The organism is Streptomyces sp. NPDC008139 (assembly GCF_042957025.1).
Taxonomy (GTDB): Bacteria; Actinomycetota; Actinomycetes; order Streptomycetales; family Streptomycetaceae; genus Actinacidiphila.
In genome coordinates, this window is sequence record NZ_JBIBHM010000023.1 from 1 (window position 1) to 21,424 (window position 21,424).

Annotated in this window: 18 protein-coding genes, 1 tRNA gene and 1 pseudogene; 3 read left to right on the plus strand and 17 right to left on the minus strand. The window is 70.7% G+C overall.

The window, feature by feature from the left end:
- Positions 1 to 31: 31 nt before the first annotated feature.
- From aspS to ACFZBB_RS33015, 11 genes are all read right to left on the minus strand, one after another.
- On the minus strand, positions 32 to 1,336 hold the full coding sequence (gene aspS / locus ACFZBB_RS32965; RefSeq protein ID WP_391130345.1) for an aspartate--tRNA(Asn) ligase: 1,305 nt from the start codon (positions 1,334 to 1,336) through the stop codon (positions 32 to 34).
- A gap of 602 nt (positions 1,337 to 1,938) precedes the next feature.
- Positions 1,939 to 2,643, minus strand: coding sequence for a nucleotidyltransferase domain-containing protein (locus ACFZBB_RS32970; RefSeq protein WP_391130348.1), 705 nt, complete (start codon positions 2,641 to 2,643; stop codon positions 1,939 to 1,941).
- Between the two features lie 95 nt (positions 2,644 to 2,738).
- A complete protein-coding gene (locus tag ACFZBB_RS32975; RefSeq protein WP_391130351.1) occupies positions 2,739 to 3,266 on the minus strand; it encodes a hypothetical protein in 528 nt (175 codons plus the stop codon).
- A 40-nt stretch (positions 3,267 to 3,306) separates the two neighbouring features.
- The gene (locus ACFZBB_RS32980; RefSeq protein WP_391130354.1) at positions 3,307 to 4,305 is read right to left on the minus strand and encodes a hypothetical protein; all 999 of its coding nucleotides are present in this window, start codon (positions 4,303 to 4,305) and stop codon (positions 3,307 to 3,309) included.
- Between the two features lie 3 nt (positions 4,306 to 4,308).
- The gene (locus ACFZBB_RS32985; protein WP_391130358.1) at positions 4,309 to 5,001 is read right to left on the minus strand and encodes a relaxase/mobilization nuclease domain-containing protein; all 693 of its coding nucleotides are present in this window, start codon (positions 4,999 to 5,001) and stop codon (positions 4,309 to 4,311) included.
- A gap of 7 nt (positions 5,002 to 5,008) precedes the next feature.
- The gene (locus tag ACFZBB_RS32990) at positions 5,009 to 5,989 is read right to left on the minus strand and encodes a hypothetical protein (RefSeq protein WP_391130360.1); all 981 of its coding nucleotides are present in this window, start codon (positions 5,987 to 5,989) and stop codon (positions 5,009 to 5,011) included.
- Between the two features lie 230 nt (positions 5,990 to 6,219).
- Entirely contained in the window at positions 6,220 to 7,074 is an 855-nt protein-coding gene (locus tag ACFZBB_RS32995) for a DUF2637 domain-containing protein (RefSeq protein ID WP_391130363.1), read from the minus strand.
- 136 nt (positions 7,075 to 7,210) lie between these two features.
- Positions 7,211 to 8,110: a hypothetical protein gene (locus tag ACFZBB_RS33000; RefSeq protein WP_391130366.1), complete on the minus strand. Its 900-nt coding sequence runs from the start codon at positions 8,108 to 8,110 to the stop codon at positions 7,211 to 7,213.
- A 67-nt stretch (positions 8,111 to 8,177) separates the two neighbouring features.
- Entirely contained in the window at positions 8,178 to 9,212 is a 1,035-nt protein-coding gene (locus tag ACFZBB_RS33005) for a hypothetical protein (RefSeq protein WP_391130369.1), read from the minus strand.
- Positions 9,213 to 9,405: 193 nt separating this feature from the next.
- A complete protein-coding gene (locus ACFZBB_RS33010) occupies positions 9,406 to 10,074 on the minus strand; it encodes a hypothetical protein (protein WP_391130372.1) in 669 nt (222 codons plus the stop codon).
- A 208-nt stretch (positions 10,075 to 10,282) separates the two neighbouring features.
- On the minus strand, positions 10,283 to 10,654 hold the full coding sequence (locus ACFZBB_RS33015; protein ID WP_391130375.1) for a hypothetical protein: 372 nt from the start codon (positions 10,652 to 10,654) through the stop codon (positions 10,283 to 10,285).
- A gap of 982 nt (positions 10,655 to 11,636) precedes the next feature.
- Here ACFZBB_RS33015 and ACFZBB_RS33020 point away from each other — a divergent pair.
- Positions 11,637 to 12,758 (plus strand): annotated as a pseudogene (locus ACFZBB_RS33020) (LacI family DNA-binding transcriptional regulator); the annotation flags it as partial.
- Positions 12,759 to 13,028: 270 nt separating this feature from the next.
- On the opposite strand, the gene ACFZBB_RS33025 reads toward ACFZBB_RS33020, so the two are convergent.
- The 3 genes from ACFZBB_RS33025 to ACFZBB_RS33035 form a co-directional block, all read right to left on the minus strand.
- Positions 13,029 to 13,102, minus strand: a tRNA-Pro gene (locus ACFZBB_RS33025).
- A gap of 12 nt (positions 13,103 to 13,114) precedes the next feature.
- Positions 13,115 to 13,771, minus strand: coding sequence for a Pr6Pr family membrane protein (locus ACFZBB_RS33030; RefSeq protein WP_391130377.1), 657 nt, complete (start codon positions 13,769 to 13,771; stop codon positions 13,115 to 13,117).
- Between the two features lie 35 nt (positions 13,772 to 13,806).
- Positions 13,807 to 14,736 (minus strand): metallophosphoesterase, encoded by a 930-nt coding sequence (locus tag ACFZBB_RS33035; RefSeq protein WP_391130380.1) that lies wholly within the window; start codon positions 14,734 to 14,736, stop codon positions 13,807 to 13,809.
- Between the two features lie 341 nt (positions 14,737 to 15,077).
- On the opposite strand from ACFZBB_RS33035, the gene ACFZBB_RS33040 reads away from it, so the two are divergent.
- Positions 15,078 to 15,536: a GatB/YqeY domain-containing protein gene (locus ACFZBB_RS33040; protein WP_391042635.1), complete on the plus strand. Its 459-nt coding sequence runs from the start codon at positions 15,078 to 15,080 to the stop codon at positions 15,534 to 15,536.
- 128 nt (positions 15,537 to 15,664) lie between these two features.
- Here the strand turns inward: ACFZBB_RS33040 and ACFZBB_RS33045 are convergent, their stop codons facing one another.
- Complete coding sequence (locus tag ACFZBB_RS33045; RefSeq protein WP_391130383.1) at positions 15,665 to 18,022, minus strand: transglycosylase domain-containing protein; 2,358 nt, start codon at positions 18,020 to 18,022, stop codon at positions 15,665 to 15,667.
- 397 nt (positions 18,023 to 18,419) lie between these two features.
- On the opposite strand from ACFZBB_RS33045, the gene ACFZBB_RS33050 reads away from it, so the two are divergent.
- The gene (locus ACFZBB_RS33050) at positions 18,420 to 18,752 is read left to right on the plus strand and encodes a WhiB family transcriptional regulator (protein WP_093716024.1); all 333 of its coding nucleotides are present in this window, start codon (positions 18,420 to 18,422) and stop codon (positions 18,750 to 18,752) included.
- 100 nt (positions 18,753 to 18,852) lie between these two features.
- On the opposite strand, the gene ACFZBB_RS33055 is transcribed toward ACFZBB_RS33050, so the two are convergent.
- Positions 18,853 to 20,169, minus strand: a complete 1,317-nt coding sequence (locus tag ACFZBB_RS33055) for an ArsA-related P-loop ATPase (RefSeq protein ID WP_391130386.1) — start codon at positions 20,167 to 20,169, stop codon at positions 18,853 to 18,855.
- Between the two features lie 3 nt (positions 20,170 to 20,172).
- Positions 20,173 to 21,408 carry an ArsA-related P-loop ATPase gene (locus ACFZBB_RS33060; RefSeq protein WP_391130389.1) on the minus strand — a complete coding sequence of 412 codons (1,236 nt, stop codon included), beginning with the start codon at positions 21,406 to 21,408 and terminating at the stop codon, positions 20,173 to 20,175.
- Positions 21,409 to 21,424: the final 16 nt, after the last annotated feature.

Genomic DNA, 21,424 nt, shown 5'->3' on the forward strand with positions numbered 1-21,424 from the left:
GGCCGGCTCACCCCCATCGAATACGAGACCGTCATGACCACACCGGCCTACCAGGCCGCGTGACCCAACCTGTCACCCGCCCCTGCACCAGCCCCGTGGTGCGGCGGATGTTGTCGGCGCCGGTCAGGCGGGCTGTCCAGCGTTCCAGGCCGAGGGCGAAGCCGCCGTGCGGGGGCATCCCGTGCGCGAAGGCGGACAGGTAGCTCTCGTACGGCTCCGCGGACTCGCCGCGCGCGGCCAACGCGGCCACGTAGTCCTCGTAACGGTGCAGCCGCTGCCCGCCGGTGACCAGTTCCAGGCCGCGGAAGAGCAGGTCGAAGCTGTTGGAGTACGCAGGCCGCTCCGGGTCCGGATGGGTGTAGAAGGGGCGCTTGGCCATCGGGTAGCCGGTCACGAACAGCAGCTCGCTGCCGTGCTCGCGCAGCGCCCATTCGCTGAGGAAGCGTTCGTGTGCCGGTGCGAGGTCGGGCTCGTCCACGCCGAGCATCGTCATCGCGTCGGCGAAGTGGATCTGCGGGATCTCCGCAGGCACCTCAGGCAGCGTCAACTCCAGCCGCTCCACAGCCTCGGCGGACCGCTCCTCGATGCCCTCGACCATGCCGGCAACGGCTTCCCGCACCACGGCCATCACGTCGCGGTGGTCGGTGATGAACCCCAGCTCGGCGTCGAGGCTGGTGTATTGGGCCAGGTGGCGGGCGGTGTCGTGCGGCTCGGCGCGGAAGACCGGGCCGGTCTCGTAGACCCGCTCGAAAACCCCGACCATGGCCTGCTTGAAGAACTGAGGGGACTGCGCGAGATAGGCGGGGCGGCCGAACCAGTCCAGAGCGAAGACGTTCGCACCGGACTCCGTTGCCGAGGAGACGACCTTCGGCGTGTGGATCTCGGTGAAGGACAGTGCGTCCAGTGCGGCCCGGAATCCGGCCACCGAGGCGGCGGAGAGCTGGAACGGCGCCTTGAGCTGCGGATGGCGCAGGGCTACGGGTGCGTGGTCGAGGATGGTGGGCAGTCCTGCGGACACTGCGGGGCGGTACAGGTCGAACGGCGGGGCTTGGGCAAGCGAGGACAGCGGCTCGATCTGCGGGGAGGTCAGTTCGACCCCGCCGGGCGCCTGCGGGTTGGCGGTGACCGTGCCGCGTACCCGCAGCACGGTCTCTTCGGGGACGTCACCACCGGGCGCGGTCAAGACGACCTGGGCCAGCCCGGAGCGGTCCCGCAGGACCAGGAAGGTGACGGATTTCAGTTCGCGGCGGCGGTGCAGCCAGCCGGAGACTTCGACGGTTTCGCCTACGTGCGCCGGCAGTTCGGCCGTCAGGACGCGGTTCGTAGTGTGGATCATCGCGGCCCTCCAAGGGGCGTCGTGGTGATCCCTTCTGGGTGCGGGCGAGAAGGGCAACTCGCGGTGCCACCGCACCTTCGCCGCCACGCGCAGCGTGACGGCCTCGTTCCTGCCCGGTGACGGGGGCAAACCGGCGGGGCATGGGGCCTTCGGCCGTTCCTCCCCGCGCTCGGGAGTGTCTTCACCCCAGGTCGCGAGGCTGCCTTCTCAGCTACCGGCAGCTCTCTCGGCTCGCGTGGGCCTGTGGTTACTCGTCTCCGTCTACGCGTTACGGCCGAGAATACGGAGACTACTGCGTGTCAGCAACGAGATACCCAGCGGGTCGCTGGTCGGAGAGATCGAGCTGGCCGGCGGACCTGCTGCGGCCGGGCGGCCGCAACCTCGGCCCTCAGCCCGGGGAGAGGTCGGCCCGGCCGCTCTTCATCGCCGGACACCTCGACGCCGGCCCGGCCGCGGGCGTGTGGTTCTTTCCCGGCCCGAGAACCTGAACCAAGTGCCGTCTGGCGCGGCACACGAGGAGCTCGGTCAGGCCCTGGCCGGATGAGACGCCCGGACCTCGTCGCGGGGAAGAGGGACAGGGCTCGGGCGGGCGTTCCGTCGGCCTACGGGGTGCCGTTGCGCCGGTAGCCGACCCAGAGCCGGCCTCCGGCTTGGTCCAGCACCTCGTTCACCATGGTGACCAGCGGCGTCGTCTGGCCTTCGAGGGCTTGCTGGACGGCGTCGTGCAGGCGCGCGCTCATGCCGGGGGCCGCGGCGTCAAGGCGGCGGGCGAGCCACTTGCCGCCGCCGTTCCAGGCGGTGTGGAGCGCGAGGGCGAGTTCGGCGGTGCGGCGGGCGAGTTCGGTGCAGATGAAGAGGCGCTCGCCCTGCTCGGTGCAGCCTGCGAGATCGTCCAGGAGGTCGGTGAGCGCGTAGCGACGGTCTTCGATCTCCTGGGCGGGGGTCGGTGAAGGCCCCGCGGCGGCCAGCGACTTCGCGTGGGCGCCGATGCGTGCGCCTACGCCGTCCCGGTCGAAGAGCAGAACGCCGCCTGCGCACATCCACATGAGCGGCGAACTGCGGTTGCGTACCTCGCGTTCGACGAAGGTGTGCCAGGACTCCTCGGTGTGCACGAGCAGTTCGACCGGCCAGCCGTGCTCGTGGACGTTCAGGCGGTAGGGCGCCGGGACGCCGTGCAGCAGGACCACGATGTCCAGGTCGGAGGTCGCCGTACGGCGGTCTGTGATGACGCTGCCGCCGAGGAAGGCGCCCCGTGCCTCGGGGTGGTGTTCCTCGACTACGGCGTGCGCGGCGTCGATCGGTTCCATGAGGGGATTGTCGACGGTCGGGATCCGGGACGCACCACCGTTTCCTCCGGCGGATCCCGGGCTCGACCGTTGGACTTGGAGAGCTACCGCGCCGATCAGTGGATGTGGTGGCCGTCCACGTTCCAATTGTCGGGGAGGGGCGACTCGCAGAAGACGCAGACGAAGTCGCCCTCGCGCACGACGTTGACCTCATCGCAGGCGGGGCAGCGGCGGAACACCACCTCGTGGGTGAAGCCCCCAGGGTGGACGATTCCGGCGCGGGCAAGGGCTGCGGCGACGCTCGGCCAAGAGCTGGGGTCCGGGCAGTAGCCGGTCGACTGGTTGCTGACGTCGGTGATCGACCACCGCCCGGAGGACTGGAGGAAGCTCATCTCGCCCGCGCTGAGGACCGGTGCTCCTCCGGCACAGGACACATGCTCGCTCCGGCGTGGTGCGAGGCGCAGCAGGCCGTCGGTGCCGATCACGAAGGTGAAGGGCTCCGCCCGTTCCTCCGGCCCTCGGGATGAGAACCAGCGGGCGAGGTCTTCGGGGGTACGGACGCTGTGGCCCTCGTCGCCGGGCCGGACGCGGGCCTTCAGCTCGGCCGGGCCCACGTACCGATAGCTCCGCCACTCCGTGGTCATCTCGTCAAGCTACCCACCCGAGGGGCTGGGGCTGGACGAATTACCTCCTCCGGCTCGGGACCCGCGCAGGCGGCGGAGGAATCTGTGGCACTGGGTGGGGCGTTGGAGTCGGGCGCTGTTGCTGGGGTGCGTACTTCGGGGCAGCGGGGAGGTTGGCCTCGTGGCGGAGGCACCAGAGGAGGACGTCGGTCAGGGAGTCGGCTGTCGTGAGTTCGCGGTTGTCCACAGCCCTGTGGAGGAGGGTGACGGGGTCGTGGCCGGCTTGGGCGGCTTCGGTGAGGGTGGCGGCCAGGGCGGGCCAGTGGGGTTCGGCTTGGATGCAGGCGGCCTCCGTCGGGAGGACAGCGCGGATCACTTCTGCCGCGTGTTGCTGGGCCGAGGCGGGGAGGGTCTGGCCGGTGGCGCGCATCGTCGTGAGGGGCGTACTGGCTGCGGCCTCGTAGGCCGCGCGGAGGTCGGTGGCCGTCTGGCGCGCGGCTGCGGCCTGTTGGGCGTGACCGCGGGCTGCGTGCCAGTGGGCTGCCATCACTGCGGCCGTGATGAGGATGCTCAGGAGCATGGCCGCCGCGGCACCGTCTTCGCCTTTGCCTAGGGCTGGGCCGGACTGGATGAGGTCGCGGGCTGCCTTGCGCAGAACCTGGTTGTGGGCGTTGCTGGCCTGGATGTGGGAGCGGGTGGCTCGTTCGAAGGTGCGGGCTGCCGCTTGGAGTTCGGTGCGGGTGGTGGCCGGGCTGGTCTGTGCGAGAGCGTCGAGGACTTCGCCGATGCCGATGAGGTGGTCGGCTGCGGATTCGTCGTCGTCCTGGGCCAGCGATCGGAGAACGTCTGCTGCGGCTGTGGTTGCGGCGCGACGGGCCCGGGCTGGTTCGGTGGTTCCTTCGGAGGGTGGCGTGGCGTCGGCGGCCAGGCGCTGCCGGATGCGGGGGAGGGACAGGTCGGGGGCGAGCTTCGAGCCGGAGAACCAGATGGGCTTGCCGTCGCGGTTGCGGTCGCCCGGGAGGGCCACGGAGAAGCCGGTCACGTCGCCGGAGGGCGCCACGCGTTAGGTGATCCGTACGCCCTGTGCGGTGAGGCGGTGGAAGAACTCCTCCTCGGTCGACGCTCCTGCCAGGGCGCGGCGGACGGCGTCGCGGAGCTGGTCGCGGGCCGGGCTCTCCAGGCCGCGGCGGTCGGCCTTGCGGCGTTCTGCGCTGCTGGCGCGTTGGGCTGCGGTGCCGTCGCCCGGGTGGAGTTCGCGCAGGCCGTAGTCCTTCTCGATCGCTCGGGATTCGGCCTGGACCGCTCGCTTGTCGAAGTTGCGGCGGGCGGTGCGGCCGTCTTCGCGGACCAGGGTGGCGGCGATGTGGATGTGGTCGGGCGCATGGCGTACGGCGACCCAGCGGCAGGCCTTCGCGTCGCCTTCGGGTGCGATGCCGGCGGCGTGCACCATGCGGCGGGCAACGGCGGCCCACTCGTCGTCGGACAGGTAGCGGTCGTCGGCGGCGGTGCGGACCGAGCAGTGCCAGATCGTCGTCTTCGGGCGCTGTTCGCGGGGGAGGGACTTGACCGGCAAATCGAGTTGGCGGGCGAGCTTCGAGACGGCTTCGCGGCCGGCGGTGGGGCCGGGGTCAGGGGCGAAGCCGTTCCAGGAGGCGACCATGTGCTGGCCGGTGTGCTCGTTGGCTTTGCCGGGGCCGTAGAGGTACGTGATCAGGCCGTACGTGCCGCCTGTGCCGGTGGTGATCTTGGGTATCACGGGGCCGCTACTTCCAGGCGATCTCGGTCGCGACTGCGTCTACGCCGTCGAGGGCAGCACGGGTGAGCCGGAGGGTGCTCTGGGCCAGGGCGTGGAGGGGGTTGGCCGGGCGGAGGTGGAACAGGACCTGGTTGAGGTTGTTGCCGACGCCTGCGAGTTGGCGGTTGGACTCCATGAGCTCTTCGAGTTGGCGGCGGGTGTCGGCGATGGCCGCCCTCGGGTCGGAGCGTCGTGCGGCGAGGAGTGCGGCCGCAGCGGCGTACCCGCCGGGCTTGAGGTTGCAGGTGCCGGCTGCTGTGGTGAAGGCGGCCCATTCGCTGTCGCTGAAGCAGGGGTGTGCGCGGTTCCGGCGGGGTTCGCACATCCGCCTGCGGTGCTGGAGGGTGATTTCGGCGGCCGGGGCACGATGGGGCCGCTTCGGTTCGGTGCGGGGGACGGCAGACACGGCGGAATCGACGTGGCTTACGGCCAGGGCGACGCCTTGGAGGAGGGCGGCCGATCGGGCGTTCGGAGTGCCGCCGGAATTGAGGTGGTGGGCGAGGTGGTTGAGTCGGCCGCCGGTCGCTCCGAGGGCGCTGTTGGCGGTCATCAAGGCTTCGAGGTGGCGGCGTTCGTCGTCGATGCTGGTACGTCGGCCGGTCCGGGAGTACGCCACGGTTGCAGCTGCGGTGAAGCCGCCCGGCGTGAGCTGGCAGGCGTGTGCTGCGGCGGTGATCTCGGTCCATTCGTCGTCGCTGAAGCAGGGGTTGACGCGGTGGCTGCGCGGGACCGCAAGGCGTCGTCGGTGGTGGGTGACGGTTTCGGCAACGGTGGTGATGGGGGCAGTGCTTGCGTCGGCTTCTGGGCTGGCAGCGGGTGCTGTCGTGATGCGGTCGTACGTCCCACTCGGCACCCCTGGGCCGAGAGCCGCCGACGCCGCCCGCCCCGTGGCGGCGGCTTCGGCCCAGCCCGCCACCCCTGGGGCGGGCAGTACCCCGGGATGACTCATCCCGGGACAACTTGCTCCGCCGGACGGTGGGCTGTTGCGGTTGCCCGCGAGCCTGGGTGCGGTGCTGGGGCCGAGGTGCGATGAGGTGGCTGGTGTATGGCTGCTGGCGGGGTTCGACATGGCGGGACTCCGTGGCTGTGGGCCGCTCCCGAGGGTTGGGAGGGCGGCGGCGGGGGCGCTCGGAGGGCTGGTTGCGCCGGTTCTTCGAGCACCACCGCCGTCTCGTCGGCTCAGTCCGTGGGGGATGCGGGCTGCTCTCGGGCGAGCTGGGCGAGGGCTTGGGCGATGCGGTCGTTGCCGGCGGACAGCCCGGCGGCCTGGATCGCTTCGCGGGCCTCGGCTCGGCTCACCTGGCCGGAATCCGGGTACGCGCCGGCGATGACGGCTGCCAGTTCGTCGATGGTGGCGTCGGCTCGTCGGCCGGGGCGGCCGGTGCCGGTCTGCATTCGTGAACGGCTCGGTGCAGTGCGGCGGGTGGGTGCTGCTTTCCGGCCGGAGGTTTCGGCGCGATGGGTTTCGGCCCGTACTTCCGTGAACGGCGTGGTCGATGCGGCGGCCGGAACCCGCTCCGTTACGGCCGGACTGGGGTTCGGTGTTCCGGCCGGTGTTGGTTCCGGCGAGGAGGGGGCGTGGCGGGTGACCAGGACGTGGAGGTGGGTGGCACCGCCGAGGGCCAGCGGGGCGATCGTGGAGAGGATCCCAACCGGGGCGTTGCCCAGGATCAGGGTGTGGGTGCCGGGGGAGTTCAGGCGGATGGCGTGCGGGGCGTTGGCCCACAGGCTGGCGGTGCTCGCGGCGGCGAAGAGGGTCCAGGCGTAGCGGCGGGCGCTCGGCGGAGCGTCGCGCAGGAGGAGGATCGCGCGGACCCCGTACCCGATGAAGCCGTCGACAATGATCGGGAAGAGGTAGGCGAGGACGGGTCGTACGTGGGCGGCCAGGGCGACTTGGCGCAGCGCGTCGAAGGACAGCGTGCACGCGGAGCCGCCCAGCAGCAGGATCGCGAGGCTGTCGAGTGGTCGCGCGCGGCGTCGTCGGGTGCGCTCGGGTATCGGGGTAGAAGGCGTTGGCGACACGGGCGTGGGCATGCGGGCTCCAGGCATGGCGGTGGGCGGTGCGAGGCGCGCGTGAGCGCGGGCAGGCGGCATCGCCCGGTGGATCGGGGGAGGGGCGCGCGTCAGGGCAGGGACGGGCGCGGGGCGGCGACAGCCGCGAAAGGCGAGGTCAGGCTCTTGCGCCGACCAGCGGGCCCGGGCGGTGGCTGCTGAGGGCGGCGCGGGCCAGGGCTCGTCCGCGTGCGGCGGTACGGGCCCGCTCGGCCAGGGCGTCCTGTGAGGTGGCGTCCAGGCCCGCGCAGGTGCGGCAAATGCCCTCGTACGGGGTCGGCCGCGCGCATGCCGTGCACTCGTACCGGCGAGGCGGCGCGGTGATCGGCTCCGGCGCCGGGGGCAGCTTGCGGGTGAGGCGGTCGCGCAGGAAGGCCGACGCGCTGTGCACCCGTTCGGGCAGGCCGCCCAGGAGAGCGGAGGAGAGGTCGCGCGGGCCGAGGCCGCGCTCCAGCCAGGGCGCCACCAGGGGCGCGAGCGTTATCGCCTCTGCTGCCCCGAGGTGCAGGCGCGGCTCCGCTGCGGTCACGCGGTGGAGAAGCGCCGCCGCCTCGGCGAGCGCCGGGCTTGGGGGTGCGGACGGGGTCTCCCGCCGCCCTCCCGGGGCTGGGGCCGGTGTCCGCTGCGCGGGGAGGGTGGGTTCTTTCCCGGGGTCCTTTAGGGGGTGGGCGTCACGAGAACCGCCCGCTGATCGACCGGAGCCCGGACGTACGGCACCCGGTCCCACCCGCGGGGAGTCGTACACGTGGCTCTCGCTGACGAAGGTGCCGTCCGGGCGGCGTACCCGCTCGACGCGGTAGTAGCCGAAGGCGGCCAGCTCACGGAGGGCCTTTGCCACGGTCAGGCGGCCCTGGGGGCTGGTGTCTGCCATGTGGCGGCCGTCCTCGCGCCAGCCGTCGGGGCGGGAGAGGAGATCGGCGAGCAGGCCGCGGGCGGTGTAGGACAGCCGCCGATCTTGCAGCAGCGCGTTGGGCAGGACCGTGAAGCCGCACGTGTGGCGGCTACGATGAATCTGCATGGGGAGTGGGAGCTCCTTGTGCCGGACCCCGGAGCGTTGGCGCGCTGCCGGGGTCACCCTATTAAGTTCACTGGTGACAGAACGTACCACGTGGTTCGCCCAAGATCGACTGCTCTTGGGCGTCTTGTTGCCCGGCGGAACGTTCCTCCCTTGAGCGAGGGCGAGACCGCAGGCGAGAAGCATGCGCACGGCGTCCTCCCTCGGTCGGCGGCCGGGCTCGACCCGGCGGTGGGAGCGGCACAGTACACCCTTTTTCCGGACTGGCCTCCGACGGCGATCCCCGCGTAGCTCCGTCGGGGGCGCGTACGGCGTTCGCTGCTTTCAGGCGCGCGGGAGTGCCAACCACCGTTCGGCGCGACTTCGTTTGTCCGAGTCTCCGGAGCGGAGAGCATGCGCCAGCAGCCGGGCGCGCAGGGGTTCTGGGGAGGCCGGCGACGTCCAGCTTCTGGCGCGGGCGGGTTTTCCAGCCGACCAGGTGCCGCACCGCTCCGGCGTCGTGCCGTTCCTCCGCCCGCTGGTCGGCCAGAGCGGTGAGCAGGTCGGCGATCGGCACCCTGCCGAGCAGTTGGCCGGGCACGTCCTCGTGGACGGGGTAGCCGGAGCAGCGCCCGCTTCCGGAGCCGTGCCAGTGGAGCAGTGCCAGCACCCGTTCCACTGGATCGGGGAACGTCGACTGCAATCGCTCCGTGAGTCCCGCGAGCAGGTCGGGGGAAGGCCTGGCGCCGGTGCGGGAGAGGTCGAGGATCCGGTCGGCGGACCCCTCCAGCCCGGTGGGCATCGCGGCCAGCCAGCTGCGCTCCTCTTCGGCCCCCTCCTCCGCGCGCTGCCGGTCGGCCTCGAACTGCTCCGTGGGGCCGGGCATGCCGTGCCTGTCCAGCCAGGCCAGGAGCAGGTAGCCGTTGGCGAGGACGGCGTCGCCCTCCCACTGCCCCCACCTCAGGGTCGCTCCGTGGTGCAGGACGACGACGGCGAGCCGCTCACCGTCCCGGCCGAAGAATTCGAAGCGGACGTCCCCGAGGCACATGCAGTGGAACCCGGGCAGCGATTCCACGGCCATCGCTGTTCTGAGTTGGGTCGACTCCGCCAGATCGGAGAGGTCCACCCGGATCTCTCAGTTCGCCCCGAGCCCGTTCACCGCGCTCATCCGGGCGACGTGTGCTTGCTGCAGCACGCTGTCCAACGCCGCCGTCTCGTCCGCCAACTGGTCCTCCTCGCCGGGGGCCACGGATGCCCGGTTCGCGCGATCTCACCGCAGCTCCGGCTGTCTCGCAACCCAATTCCCCCAGGCTCGTTGCTCAGCTCGCACGCCGACGGGCGGACCCTTCCGGGGTGAAGACGAAGCTGTCCGTGAACAGGGCGCCGCCGTTCCGGAAGGCCCAGAGGACGGGTTCGGCATGGACGGAAGCCAGCGATTGGCCTGGAGTCTGGGCGAAGTCGTTCCAGAGGTGGAAGCAGAGCAGAGCGTCGTCGCGTTGGTCGGTCGCGTAGGCCAGCGTCTTGGGGCGGTTGGGGTTGTTCCCCCCGAAGAGGACCGAGGGCGGGCCGAACTCCGCAAAGACGTCGCTGAGGAGACGGTCCTTGCGGCACCAGGTCTCGCTGACGCGACGGATCTCGTCGTGCTCGGCCGAGGTGAGGGTCCGGTCACGGCGCAGCCATCCCTGGCGGTGTGCGATCTCGGCGTAGACCGAGGCAACGGCGCCCTCGTGCGCCTCACCCCAGAGATCTTGGAAGGCTCCGCGCACACCGGTGGAGAAAGATGCTCGGCGGGTTTGCAGGTCCTCCAGCTCCTGCTTCCACGCCTGCTCGGCCGCGTCCGTGAACGCCACGGCGTCGAAGTAGAGCCTGATCGCCACCTCGCCGCCATACATTCCTGGGCGGCGCAGGGCGCCGTTCAAGTGCGTGACCAGGTAATCGAGCACATCTTGGACTGTGCGCTCGTCGCTGGGGCCGGTCGCGTCGGTCATCGTCTGCCTTTCGGTTGGCCCTTGGCGAGGCACTCGTCCCAGCCCCGGCGGGCGCGGGGCGTCGTCGGAGCGTGACAGGTCAGCGCATGCGGGAAGATCTCCGGCGGCCTGTCGGCCGAATTCGAACTACCAGCCGGGGAGGGAGGGCCAGCAGCCCGGCGTCGGCGCGTCGAAAACCCGGGCCTCCGCGCGGGCAGCCGTGGGGCGACTACTCGTCGTCCAGGCGCTGGAGGATCTTCTCGAAGTCGCCCTCGTCGAGGGCGCCACTGATCGCCTCGGCCATGCTGACGACGCCGGCCTCGCGAACGATCAGCCCGTCCGAGCACCAGAAGTAGCTACCTCCCGCCTCCTCGCCGGTCTGGGCCCACCTTTCCATCAGGCGCTGCACCTCGTCGACGGTGAACAGGGTCGCGCTCCAGCCTGAGCCGTCCGTCAGTCGGACCTCGACGTCGACGTTGCACACCGCATCCAAGTCCTCGCCCGCTCTGGGCAGGAAGGACGCCACGAACCTGTCGGTGCGGACCCGGTACCAGGGCTCGTCCCACCAGCCTTCGGCCGACTCAAGCGGTTCGTCTGTCATCGGCTAAGTATCCCGAGCGGATCGCCGGGGGCTCAACGGACTTCCTGCGGCGCCCCGAGGCGTGTCCGGGATTTCGTGCTACCGTCCCGCAACGACCGCCCGACCAGGCGAAGTCGTACGCGAATCCGCTTCCGCAGGGCCGCGACAACGAGGTACAACAGCACCTCCGCCAGCCGACCGGCCGCCCGTACCCGTACCGCCGACGAAGGAGGGACCATGCGTTTGCCAGTCATGCCGTGTTGGGACCTCAACCGGCGCCGGAGAACCGCCTGCTGACCTTGCGCCGTTCCGCGCCAAGGGTCTGAGCAATGTCGTCCCGCTGCGCCAACCGCAGCCCCCACGCGCCCTGTTACTGCCCCTCCCTTGTCCTGAGGTCCCACCATGTCCCCTCCCGCTTCCCCGCTGCCCGTGCTCTACCGGCCCGCCCAGATCGCCGACGTCATCGGCTGCTCCGAGTGGTGGGTCAAGGAGCAGGCCCGGCGCCGCCGGATTCCGTTTACGCGGCTCGGTGGCAGCTATCGCTTCACCGCCGCGCACCTCGCGGAGATCATCCGCATCTTCGAGGAACGGCCGCTCGCACCGCCCGACGCCAGCACCCTGCCGTCCGCCAGGTCGGCGTACCGCCACGCTCGCGCCCCCGGACCGGCCGAGCCTCGGCTTAGCGCCCGACCGCCGCGCCGACGGCGGGCGCCCGCGGGACCCCAGACCACCAGCCAGGAAGGTGCCAGACATGGGATACGGCGAAAAGCGCGGCGACTACTGGCGGGCCCGCTACAAGATCGCGCCCGGCAAGTACCGCACCCTCGCCGACGGCAACGGCGAGTTGCTGCGCTTCCGGACGAAGCGGGCTGCTGAGCAGGCCGCCAACGAGGAAGAGGCGAAGGTACGCGGCGGGCGGTGGCATGACCCGGCGGCGGCGCGGATCACCTTCGGGGAGTACGCCAACCGCTGGTACGCCGCCCAGGACCTGGCCCTCTCCACCATGCAGAACTACCGGCGGCACATCGAGGAGCACCTGCTGCCGTACTTCAACGACCTGGAGGTCAGTGAGATCAACCGGCACCACGTCGAGCAGTGGGAGCGGCAGGAGCGGGGGCGGGGATACGCGGCCGCCACCCTGAAGACCTGGCGCAGCACCCTGCATCTGATCCTCGGGGACGCCGTGGACGACGGGCTGCGCGAGACCAATCCCGCCGCTAGGCGCAGGGGGCGCGGCAAGCGTGCCGGGCGCTCGCGCAACCGCGGGCGGGAGAAGGTGATCACCGACGCGCTCGGCATCCTGCTCATCGCCGAGCGCGCCGCGCTGCTCACAGGGCGGGACGACGAGTTCGTCGCCCTCGTCACCAAGGGCTACACCGGTGTCCGGGGGGGCGAACTCATGGGCCTGGAGACGCAGTTCATCCGGCCCGGCACTCTCCGTGTCGAGTGGCAGCTCTACGAGCTCGACGGCGGCGAGTTCCACCGCTGCCCGCCCAAGGACGACTCCTACCGGACCATCGACACCCCGGACTTCCTGACGAGGCTGCTCACGCGCCACGTCTCCGCCAAGCGGCCGGAGCCCTGCCGCTGCCACGGACTCCGGTACGCCTTCAACGGCTACAGCACCGCCAATGGGGCAGCCCGCCGACCCGGTGCGAAGATTGTTGATGTCGCCCGCAAGGCCGGGGTCTCCGCCGGGACCGTCTCCAATGTCCTCAACTGGCCCGACAGCGTTTCGGAGGACAGGCGGCTCCGGGTGGAGGCAGCCATCGCCGAGCTCGGGTACGTCCGCAACGCCAGCTCAGGCGAACTCGCACCCCACTGGCGGCGCAGCGGCTTCGCCTCGTGGCTCTTCTATCCGGCCACCACCGGCTCCTACCCGAACCGAGCCCCGTACGACGCTCACCCGGTGCCGCTGCTCGCCGATCCCTGGCCCGGCATCCCCGCCCGCGGCCGGGGCGCCGCCAACCGGGCCCAGGCATGCTGGGTGCCGATCGCCCCGGGCCTGACGCCCCACGGCCTTCGCCACACCCACCGGACGATCATGGAAGAAGCCGGCACCCCACCCAAGCTCATGGACGAACGCCTCGGCCACGAGGACGGCTCCGTCCAGGCCCGCTACTCCCACGTCACTCCGCGCATGCGCGCCCGCCTCATGGACGCGCTCACCGAGCAGTGGGAGGAGGCACTCGACATACGCCGCGCAATGAATCCCGGCTCCCCGGTCGGGGCGCTCGACGCGCTCCTCAGATCGGGAGAAAGGCCAGGCCAGAAGGCGGAAGAAGAGAGCCCCCGACCAAGATCTTCTCCCAATTTTCTCCCAAGACCCCCTCGGAACGCCGTGAGGGGCGGTCTTCCTGATTGGAAGACCGCCCCTCACCTGCGTGTTTCACCGTCGGGGTGGCGGGATTTGAACCCACGGCCTCTTCGTCCCGAACGAAGCGCGCTACCAAGCTGCGCCACACCCCGGTGCAACGGGGTTTACTTTAGCGGACGGGGGGCTGAGGGCGAAATCCGGTTTCTTCGGGGGGAGGGGCGGTGGTGGGCGAGGAGGATCAGGAGGAGGGAGGGGGCGGCGAGGGCGAGGGCGAGGAGGAGGGTGGCGGGGTAGCCGCGGGTGTCGACGTCGAGGAAGGGATAGGGGTAGCCGGAGAAGGGGCCGCGGATGGGGGCGACGGCGAAGTAGGCGAGGGGGAGCAGGAGCCATTGGCCGGCGTAGCGCCAGGGGAAGCGGCCGGGGGCCGTGAGCAGGAGCCAGTCGAGGACGACTGTGAGGGGGGTCATGGTGTGGAGGAGCTGGTTGGAGAAGGTGAGGGCGCCGGTGCGGGCGCCCAGGGCCTCGGACTCGGAGAAGTCGCTCGCGTCATTGGCGAGGACGAGGTGGTAGACGAGGCCGGTGATCACGATGCAGAGCAGGACGGCGCCGTAGATCAGCGGGGGGATCGGGGGACGGCGGGTCCAGGTGCGGTACGCGGACCAGGCGAAGGTCAGCGCGATCGCCGCGTTGGTGAGGATCGTGAAGTACGTGAAGACCCGCAGCGGCGGGAAGTGCGCGCACTCGATGGTGATTCCCGTCACCGCCGCTGCCGCGATCAGCAGCCGGAAGGCCGCCACGTACGGACGGGGGCTTGCAGGCATGCCTCACCGTACGAGACGGCGGACGGCGGGACGGGTCAGCGGCTGGTGAGCGTCAGGAGTGTCGCCTCGGGCGGGCAGGCGATACGGACCGGGGTGAAGCGGTTGGCGCCGCAGCCCGCGGAGACGTGCAGGTAGGACGTGGAGCCGGTGGCCGTATGGGTGGACAGGCCCTTGACGCGGTCGGTGTCGAGGTCGCAGTTGGTGACCAGCGCGCCGTAGAAGGGGACGCAGATCTGGCCGCCGTGGGTGTGCCCGGCGAGGATCAGCGGGTAGCGGTCGGAGGTGAAGGCGTCCAGGACGCGCAGGTAGGGCGCGTGGACGACCGCCAGGTTGAAGTCGGTGTCCGGGTCGGGGCCGCCCGCGACCGCGGCGTAGCGGTCGCGCTTGATGTGCGGGTCGTCCAGGCCGGTGAGGCCGAGTACGGGGCCGTGGTCGAGCTTGAGCTGCCCGCGGGAGTTGCTGAGGCCGACCCAGCCCGCCGCGTCGAACGCGTCGCGCAGCTCGCCCCAGGGGTTGCGCAGGACGCCGTGCGCGGCGCGGTCCTTGCCGTTCAGACCGTGCTGGCCGCGCGCCTTCTCCACCAAGTACCGGGCGGGATTACGGAACTTGGGACCGTAGTAGTCGTTCGACCCGAAGACGTACGTGCCGGGGAATTGCATCAACGGGCCCAGCGCGTCCAGGACTTCGGGTACGGCGGTGGGGTCCGACAGATTGTCGCCGGTGTTGACGACCAGGTCGGGGCGCAGGCCCGCCAGTGACTGGAGCCAGCGGCGCTTCTTGTTCTGGCCGGACACCATGTGGATGTCGGAGACCTGGAGGATACGGATCGGGCGCATGCCCTCGGGCAGCACCGGGACATCGACGCGGCGCAGGCGGAAGGACCGCGCCTCGAAACCGGCCGCGTACGCCAGGCCGGCCGCGCCGGCCGCCGTCACACCGAGGGGAATTCCGTATCGCGCGCGCATACGTCCATCGTGTCAGAGTCCGGGCCGTGCGCGCGCCAAGGCCCCCGACCGGTGCCGGGCGCACCCTTGAGCCGGGGGCACCCTTCAGGCGGGCGCGCCCTTCAGCCGGGGGCACCCTTCAGGCGGGCGCACCCTTCAGCCGGGGGCACCCTTCAGGCGGGCGCACCCTTCAGCCGGGCGCACCCTGACATGGGCAGCCACACTGGGCAGCCGCACGGGCCCTCGACGGACAGCCGGGCGCACCCTGCCACGGACAGCCGCACAGCCCCCGACGGGCAGTCGCCCCCCACCTCCCTCGTATATGCGGCGCGACCGCCCCGCAGGGATGCGAAACTCGGCGTATGACCACCACGCTCAAGCAGCGACTGCACGACGACCTCACCAAGGCGATCAAGGGACGCGACGAACTGCGCTCCGCCACGCTCCGGCTGACCCTCACGGCCATCACGAAGGAGGAGGTCGCGGGCACCACCGCGCGCACCCTCTCCGACGACGAGGTGCTGAAGGTGATCACGCGCGAGGCGAAGAAGCGGCGGGAGGCGGCCGAGGCCTTCGCGCAGGGCGGCCGGGCGGAGTCGGCGGAGCGGGAGCGCGCCGAGGGCGAGGTGCTGGCGGAGTACCTGCCCAAGCAGCTCGGGGACGAGGAGCTGACCGCGATCGTCCGGGACGCCATCGCCGAGTCGGGGGCCGAGGGACCGCGCGCCATGGGCGCCGTCATGAAGATCGTCAACCCGAAGGTGGCCGGGCTCGCGGAGGGCGGCCGGGTGGCCGCCGAGGTGAAGCGCCAGCTCGCGGGCTGATCCGCCGCACTCATCAGCAGACCTCACGCGTAAGGGGCGCCCTCCCAGGAGGGCGCCCCTTACGACGTCACTTATGCGCGGGCCGACGCCTCACACCTGCGTCGGCCTGCGTCGGCCTGCGTCGACCCCTACGTCGCCCCCGTCGTACCCCCGGCCCGGCCGTTCCCGCCGCCGGTGGTCAGGCCGGGGAAGGTCGGAAAGGGGTTGGGGCTGCCGTTGGTGGCGCCGTTGGCGCCGGTCGCGCCCACGGTCGTACCCGCCGTCGCACCGCCGTTGGTGCCGCCGCCGGTGGCGCCCGCCGTGATGGCGCCGGTGGTCGTGCCCATGGTGGTGACGCCGCCGGGGCCGTGGCCGCGGCCCTTGTGCTTGTTGTCGGTGTTGGTGGCGTTGCCCGGGTTGTTCGGATCGGGCGACGCCGGAGGGTTCTTGCCCTTGTCCGGGATGTTGAGCGGCACCGTCACGAAGCTGAGCACCGGCTTGCCCTCCAGGGACGCGGAGACGGCGTCCTTCCAGATGGGGGCGGGGCCGTCGGCGCCGTATACCAGCGGGTAGTACTTGCCGCCGATGGTGATGTTCTTCATCTTCTTGGAGTGCTTGGGGTCACCCATCCACACGGCCGCCGCCATGTTCGGCGTGTAGCCGGCGAACCAGGCCGCCCACCGGTCGTCGGTCGTACCGGTCTTACCGGCGGTGTCCCGGCCGTCGTCCAGGTTGGCCGCCTCGCCCGTACCGTCGTCGACGACGCCCTTGAGCATCGTGTTGATGGTGTCGGCCGTGTTCTGCGACATGGCCTGCGAGCAGAGCGACTTGGGCACCGTCAGCTTCTTGCCGCCCGCGGCCGTCACGGACTGGATGGCGATCGGCGTGCAGTAGACGCCGCGGTTGGCGAAGGCGGCGTACGCGGCGGCCACGTTGAGCGGCGACACCTCGTTGGTGCCGAGGGTGAGCGAGGCGATCTGGTTCAGCGGCTTGCCGTCGGCGCGGTTGAGGCCCAGCTTGGTCGCCATGTTGACGATCGGGCAGAGCCCGGTCTGGCTCTCGAGCTGGAGGAAGTAGGTGTTGATCGACTTCTTCAGCGCCTCGGGCATCTGGTACGGGCCCACCTCGGACGGGTCCTCGTTGCCCGTCTCGTCGGTGCCGTGGATCGTGTTGTTGTCGCAGGTCGTGACGTCGGGATACGTCATCTTGTTCGGCGACGGCTCCGACTGGTCCGGCTTGTAGCCCGCTTCGAGCGCCGCGGCGGCCGTGATCGGCTTGAACGTCGAACCGTTCTGGAAGCCCTGGCCGCCGCCCATGTTGGCGTTGACCGAGAAGTTGATCTGCGTCTCGTTCTTGCCGAAGCCGTACGGCTTGCTCTGGCCCATCGCGACGATCTTGCCGGTGCCGGGCTCCACCAGGGTGACGGCGGCGGCGATGGCGTCGCTCTTGTAGACGTGCTTGCTGATGCCGTCCAGCACACCCGCCTGCGCCTTGGGGTCGAGCGTGGTCTTGACGGTCAGACCGCCGGTGTCCCAGGTCTTGGCGCGCTCCTCCTTCGTCTTGCCGAAGGCGGCGTTGGTGAGGAAGGTGTTGCGCACGTAGTCGCAGAAGAAGCCCGCGCCGTTGACGGCGGTGATGCAGCCGTTCTTCGGCGAGCTGACCTTCAGGCCGAGCGGCGCCTTCTGCGCGGCGGCGGACTGCTCAGGGGTGATGTCCTTGAGCTGCGCCATGCGCGCCAGCACCGTATTGCGGCGCTTGAGGGCTTCCTGCTCGTCGTTGATCGGGTCGTAGCGGCTCGGCGACTGGACCAGGCCCGCCAGCAGCGCGGCCTCGGTGAGCGACAGGTTCTTGGCGTGCTTGCTGAAGTACCGCTGCGAGGCGGCCTCGACGCCGTACGCCTGCTCGCCGAAGAAGGTGATGTTGAGGTAGTTCTCCAGGATCTTCTTCTTGCCGAGTTCCTTCTCGACCTGGATCGCGTACTTCATTTCCTTGATCTTGCGGCCGATCGTCTGCTGGGTGGCGAGGGCGACCTTGCTGGGGTCGTCGCCCGCCTCCTCCACGAAGACGTTCTTCACGTACTGCTGCGTCAGGGTCGAGGCACCCTGGGTGCCGCCCTCCGACGCGTTGTTGCTGAGCGCGCGCAGGATGCCCTTGGGGTCGAGCGCGCCGTGCTCGTAGAAGCGCGAGTCCTCGATGGCGACGATGGCGCTGAGGACATTGGGGCTCATGTCCTCGATCGGGACGACGGTGCGGTCGCGCGAGTAGACCGTGGCGATCAGGCCGCCGTGCGCGTCCAGGATCTTCGACGCCTGGCTGAGCGGCGGGGTCTTCAGCTCGCCCGGCAGGTCGTCGAAGCCGGCCGCGGTGCCCTTGGCCGACAGGCCGAGCGCGCCCACGGCGGGCAGCGCGATGCCCGCGAGGACCACGCCGGAGAGCACGCTGACGCCGAGGAACTTGGCGGCCTGCTGGGCTGTGCTCAGCCCCCCGCCCGATCGCTTGTGTGCCATGGAGGCAGCCTACGTTGCGATTCCCCGGACGTGCGCCCAACTGTTCGCCTACTCTGTAACGGACAGGGCGCGATCGTCGGGCGCGTTTCTGCCTTCCATCGTCACTCTTGTGAGTGATGAGAACTGCCCGAAATTCGGCATATGCCGAGGGACTTGTCCCTTATGGCGAGACGATGTGTGCCGCTTCGCCTCTTAAGTCCGATATTGGTGCCGCATAAGCCCGCCTCACTCCGTTGGGTGATCTCCCGCGCACGCATAGTCCGTTCGGGCCATGCAAGATTGGGCCGGAAAGGGCTGTTGCGCCGCGCCTACCTTCCGTAACGTCCTCAACTGGCAACGGTGAATATGCCGCTTGCCGCCGTGGGGGAGCCTCGATTCGGGAGAGGACGGCGCCAGCATGAGTAGCTGGGTAACCGACTGGAGCACGCAGGCGGCGTGCAGGACCACAGATCCGGACGAGCTGTTCGTCCAGGGCGCGGCTCAGAACAGGGCCAAGGCGGTGTGCACCGGCTGCCCGGTGCGGACCGAGTGCCTGGCGGACGCGCTCGACAACCGGGTGGAGTTCGGCGTGTGGGGGGGTATGACCGAGCGTGAACGCCGTGCGCTGCTGCGACGGCGCCCCATGGTGACCTCGTGGCGCAGACTGCTGGAGACGGCACGCACCGAGTATGAGCGCAGCACCGGCCTCATCCCGCTCGACGACGAGGACGACTACGCCGCTGCGGGCTGACGACCGGTCAGAACCGCACCATGATGTACGTGGTCCGGCCCCGCGTCACCGCGCGGTCCCACCTCGCACCACTACGCGGCCGCGATCCGACCTCGCACCACTACGCAGCCGCGGGCCGACCGTCCGCCAACTGCTCGCCGATCGCCCGCAACCCGGTCAGATCGTGTACGTCACCGGGCAGCGCTGTCACGTCCACCATGGGCACCTCCGGGTGGACGGACACAAAGCGGTCGCGCGTGCGTCGTTCACGCGCGACCACCTGCATGCGTTCGGCATGGAGGCGCAGCAATCCGGCGGCCAGCCGTTCGGTACCGGCCGCGGTCGCTGTGCTGGACGTGCTCGCAGTGCTGGACGTGCCTGAACCGCTGGCGCTCGAGCTGCCGGCGGTGCTTGCTGGACTGGATGCGGAGGCCCGCTGGGAGTCAGCCTTCCCGGTCGGATGATCCACAATGCCGCCGTCCGCAAGATTTTCTTCCAGCGCCTCCTCCAGGGCCTCGGCGGCGGCCAGCGCCCGCTCCGCGGTGAGGTGCGCGGCGCCGCTGCCGTGGACGCGGTTGAGTACGAGACCGGCGAGCGGCATGTCCTCGGCCGCCAGGCGCTCCACGAAGTAGGCCGCCTCCCGAAGGGCGTCCCGCTCCGGGGCGGCGACCACCAGGAAGGCCGTGCCCGGCGCCTGGAGCAGCCGGTACGTGGCGTCGGCGCGGGTCCTGAAGCCGCCGAACATGGTGTCCATGGCGGCCACGAAGGTCTGCACGTCGCGCAGCAGCCCGGCGCCCATCACCTTGCTGAGGGTGCCGGTCATCATCGACATCCCGATGTTGAGGAACTTCACCCCGGCCCGGCCGCCGACCTTGGCCGGGGCCATCAGCAGCTTGATGAACTTGCCGTCGAGGAAGGAGCCGAGCCGCTTGGGCGCGTCCAGGAAGTCCAGTGCGCTGCGGCTCGGCGGGGTGTCGACGATGATCAGGTCCCAGGCGTCCTGGGCCCTGAGCTGGCCCAGCTTCTCCATCGCCATGTACTCCTGCGTGCCGGCGAAACCGGCCGACAGGGACTGGTAGAAGGGGTTCTCCAGGATCGCGCGGGCCCGCTCCTGATCGGAGTGCTGGACCACGACCTCGTCGAAGGTCCGCTTCATGTCCAGCATCATCGCGTGCAGCGAACCGCCGGCGGACCGATCAATTCCGGCCACCTCGCGCGGGGTGTTGTCCAGTTCGGTCAGGCCCATGGACTGGGCCAGCCGCCGCGCCGGGTCGATCGTGAGTACGACGGCTGTACGGCCGCGCTCGGCCGCGCGTACGCCCAGGGACGCGGCGGTCGTCGTCTTGCCGACACCGCCGGAACCGCAGCACACGATGATCCGCGTCTTGGGGTCGTCGAGCAGCGGGTCGATCTCCAGCACGGGGCTCTCCAGGCTCATGGGTCAGGCCTCGTCTCCGGTGTCGGTGTCTTCGTCCGGGTGAGCGGCGGCGTCCGCAGCGGCACGATCGGCCTTCGAGCCGTCACCCTCGGCGCCCGCAGCGGCGCCACCGGCGTCCGGGCCGTCAACGTCGGCGTCATCGGTGTCTTCGTCCGGGTGAGCGGCGGATTTCCCGCGGGCGCCGTCCTCCGCGAAGGTGCCGCCGAAGCCCGGCACGGCCTGCTTGCGCAGGCTGTCGGCCAGCCGGTAGAGCCCGCCGAGGTCCACGCCCTCGCCGATCAGCTCCAACTCCCTTACGGGAAGGCCGAGTCCGCCGATCTCGGCGCGCTGCTCGCGCTCCAGGACCACCCGCTCGGCGTGCTCGTACGCCTGGGTCAGCAGCGGGTCGACCAGCCGCTCGGCGACCCCGCCGCGCCGGGCGCCGCCGAGCCCGGCCTGGGACAGCGCCTTGGCGACGGCCGTGCGCCGCTTGCCGACGCCGCCACCGCTGCCGACCGCCGGGAGGTCGGTGACCTGGGCGAGGGCCGCGTCCTCCAGGAGCACGGGGCGCACCATGTTGACGATGACGGCGCCCACCGGCAGCCCGGCGGAGCGCAGTTCCGCGACGCCGTCCATCGTCTCCTGGACCGGCATCTCCTCCAGGAGCGTCACCAGGTGGACGGCCGTCTGCGGGGACTTCATCACGCGCATCACGGTCTGCGCCTGGTTGTGTATGGGGCCCATCCGGGCCAGCCCGGCGACCTCGTCGTTGACGTTGAGGAAGCGGGTGATCCGCCCGGTGGGCGGGGCGTCGAGCACCACCGCGTCGTACACCGGCCAGCCCGCCTTGTCCTTGCGGCGGACGGCCTCGCACACCTTGCCGGTCAGCAGCACGTCCCGCAGCCCGGGGGCGACGGTGGTGGCGAAGTCGATCGCGCCGAGCTTCTTGAGCGCGCGCCCGGCGCGGCCGAGCTTGTAGAACATGTCCAGGTAGTCCAGCATCGCCAGCTCGGCGTCGATGGCCAGCGCGTGCACCTCGCCGCCGCCGGGTGCGGAGGCGATTTTCCGCTCCTGGTACGGCAGCGCCTCGGTCTCGAAGAGCTGGGCGATGCCCTGCCGCTCCTCCACCTCGACCAGCAGCACACGCCGTCCCTCGGACGCGAGCGCGAGGGACAGCGCGGCGGCGACCGTGGTCTTTCCCGTGCCGCCCTTGCCCGTCACGATGTGGAGCCTGACGGCGGAAGACTGTTGAGGGCTCACCTTGCGAGCCTAACCA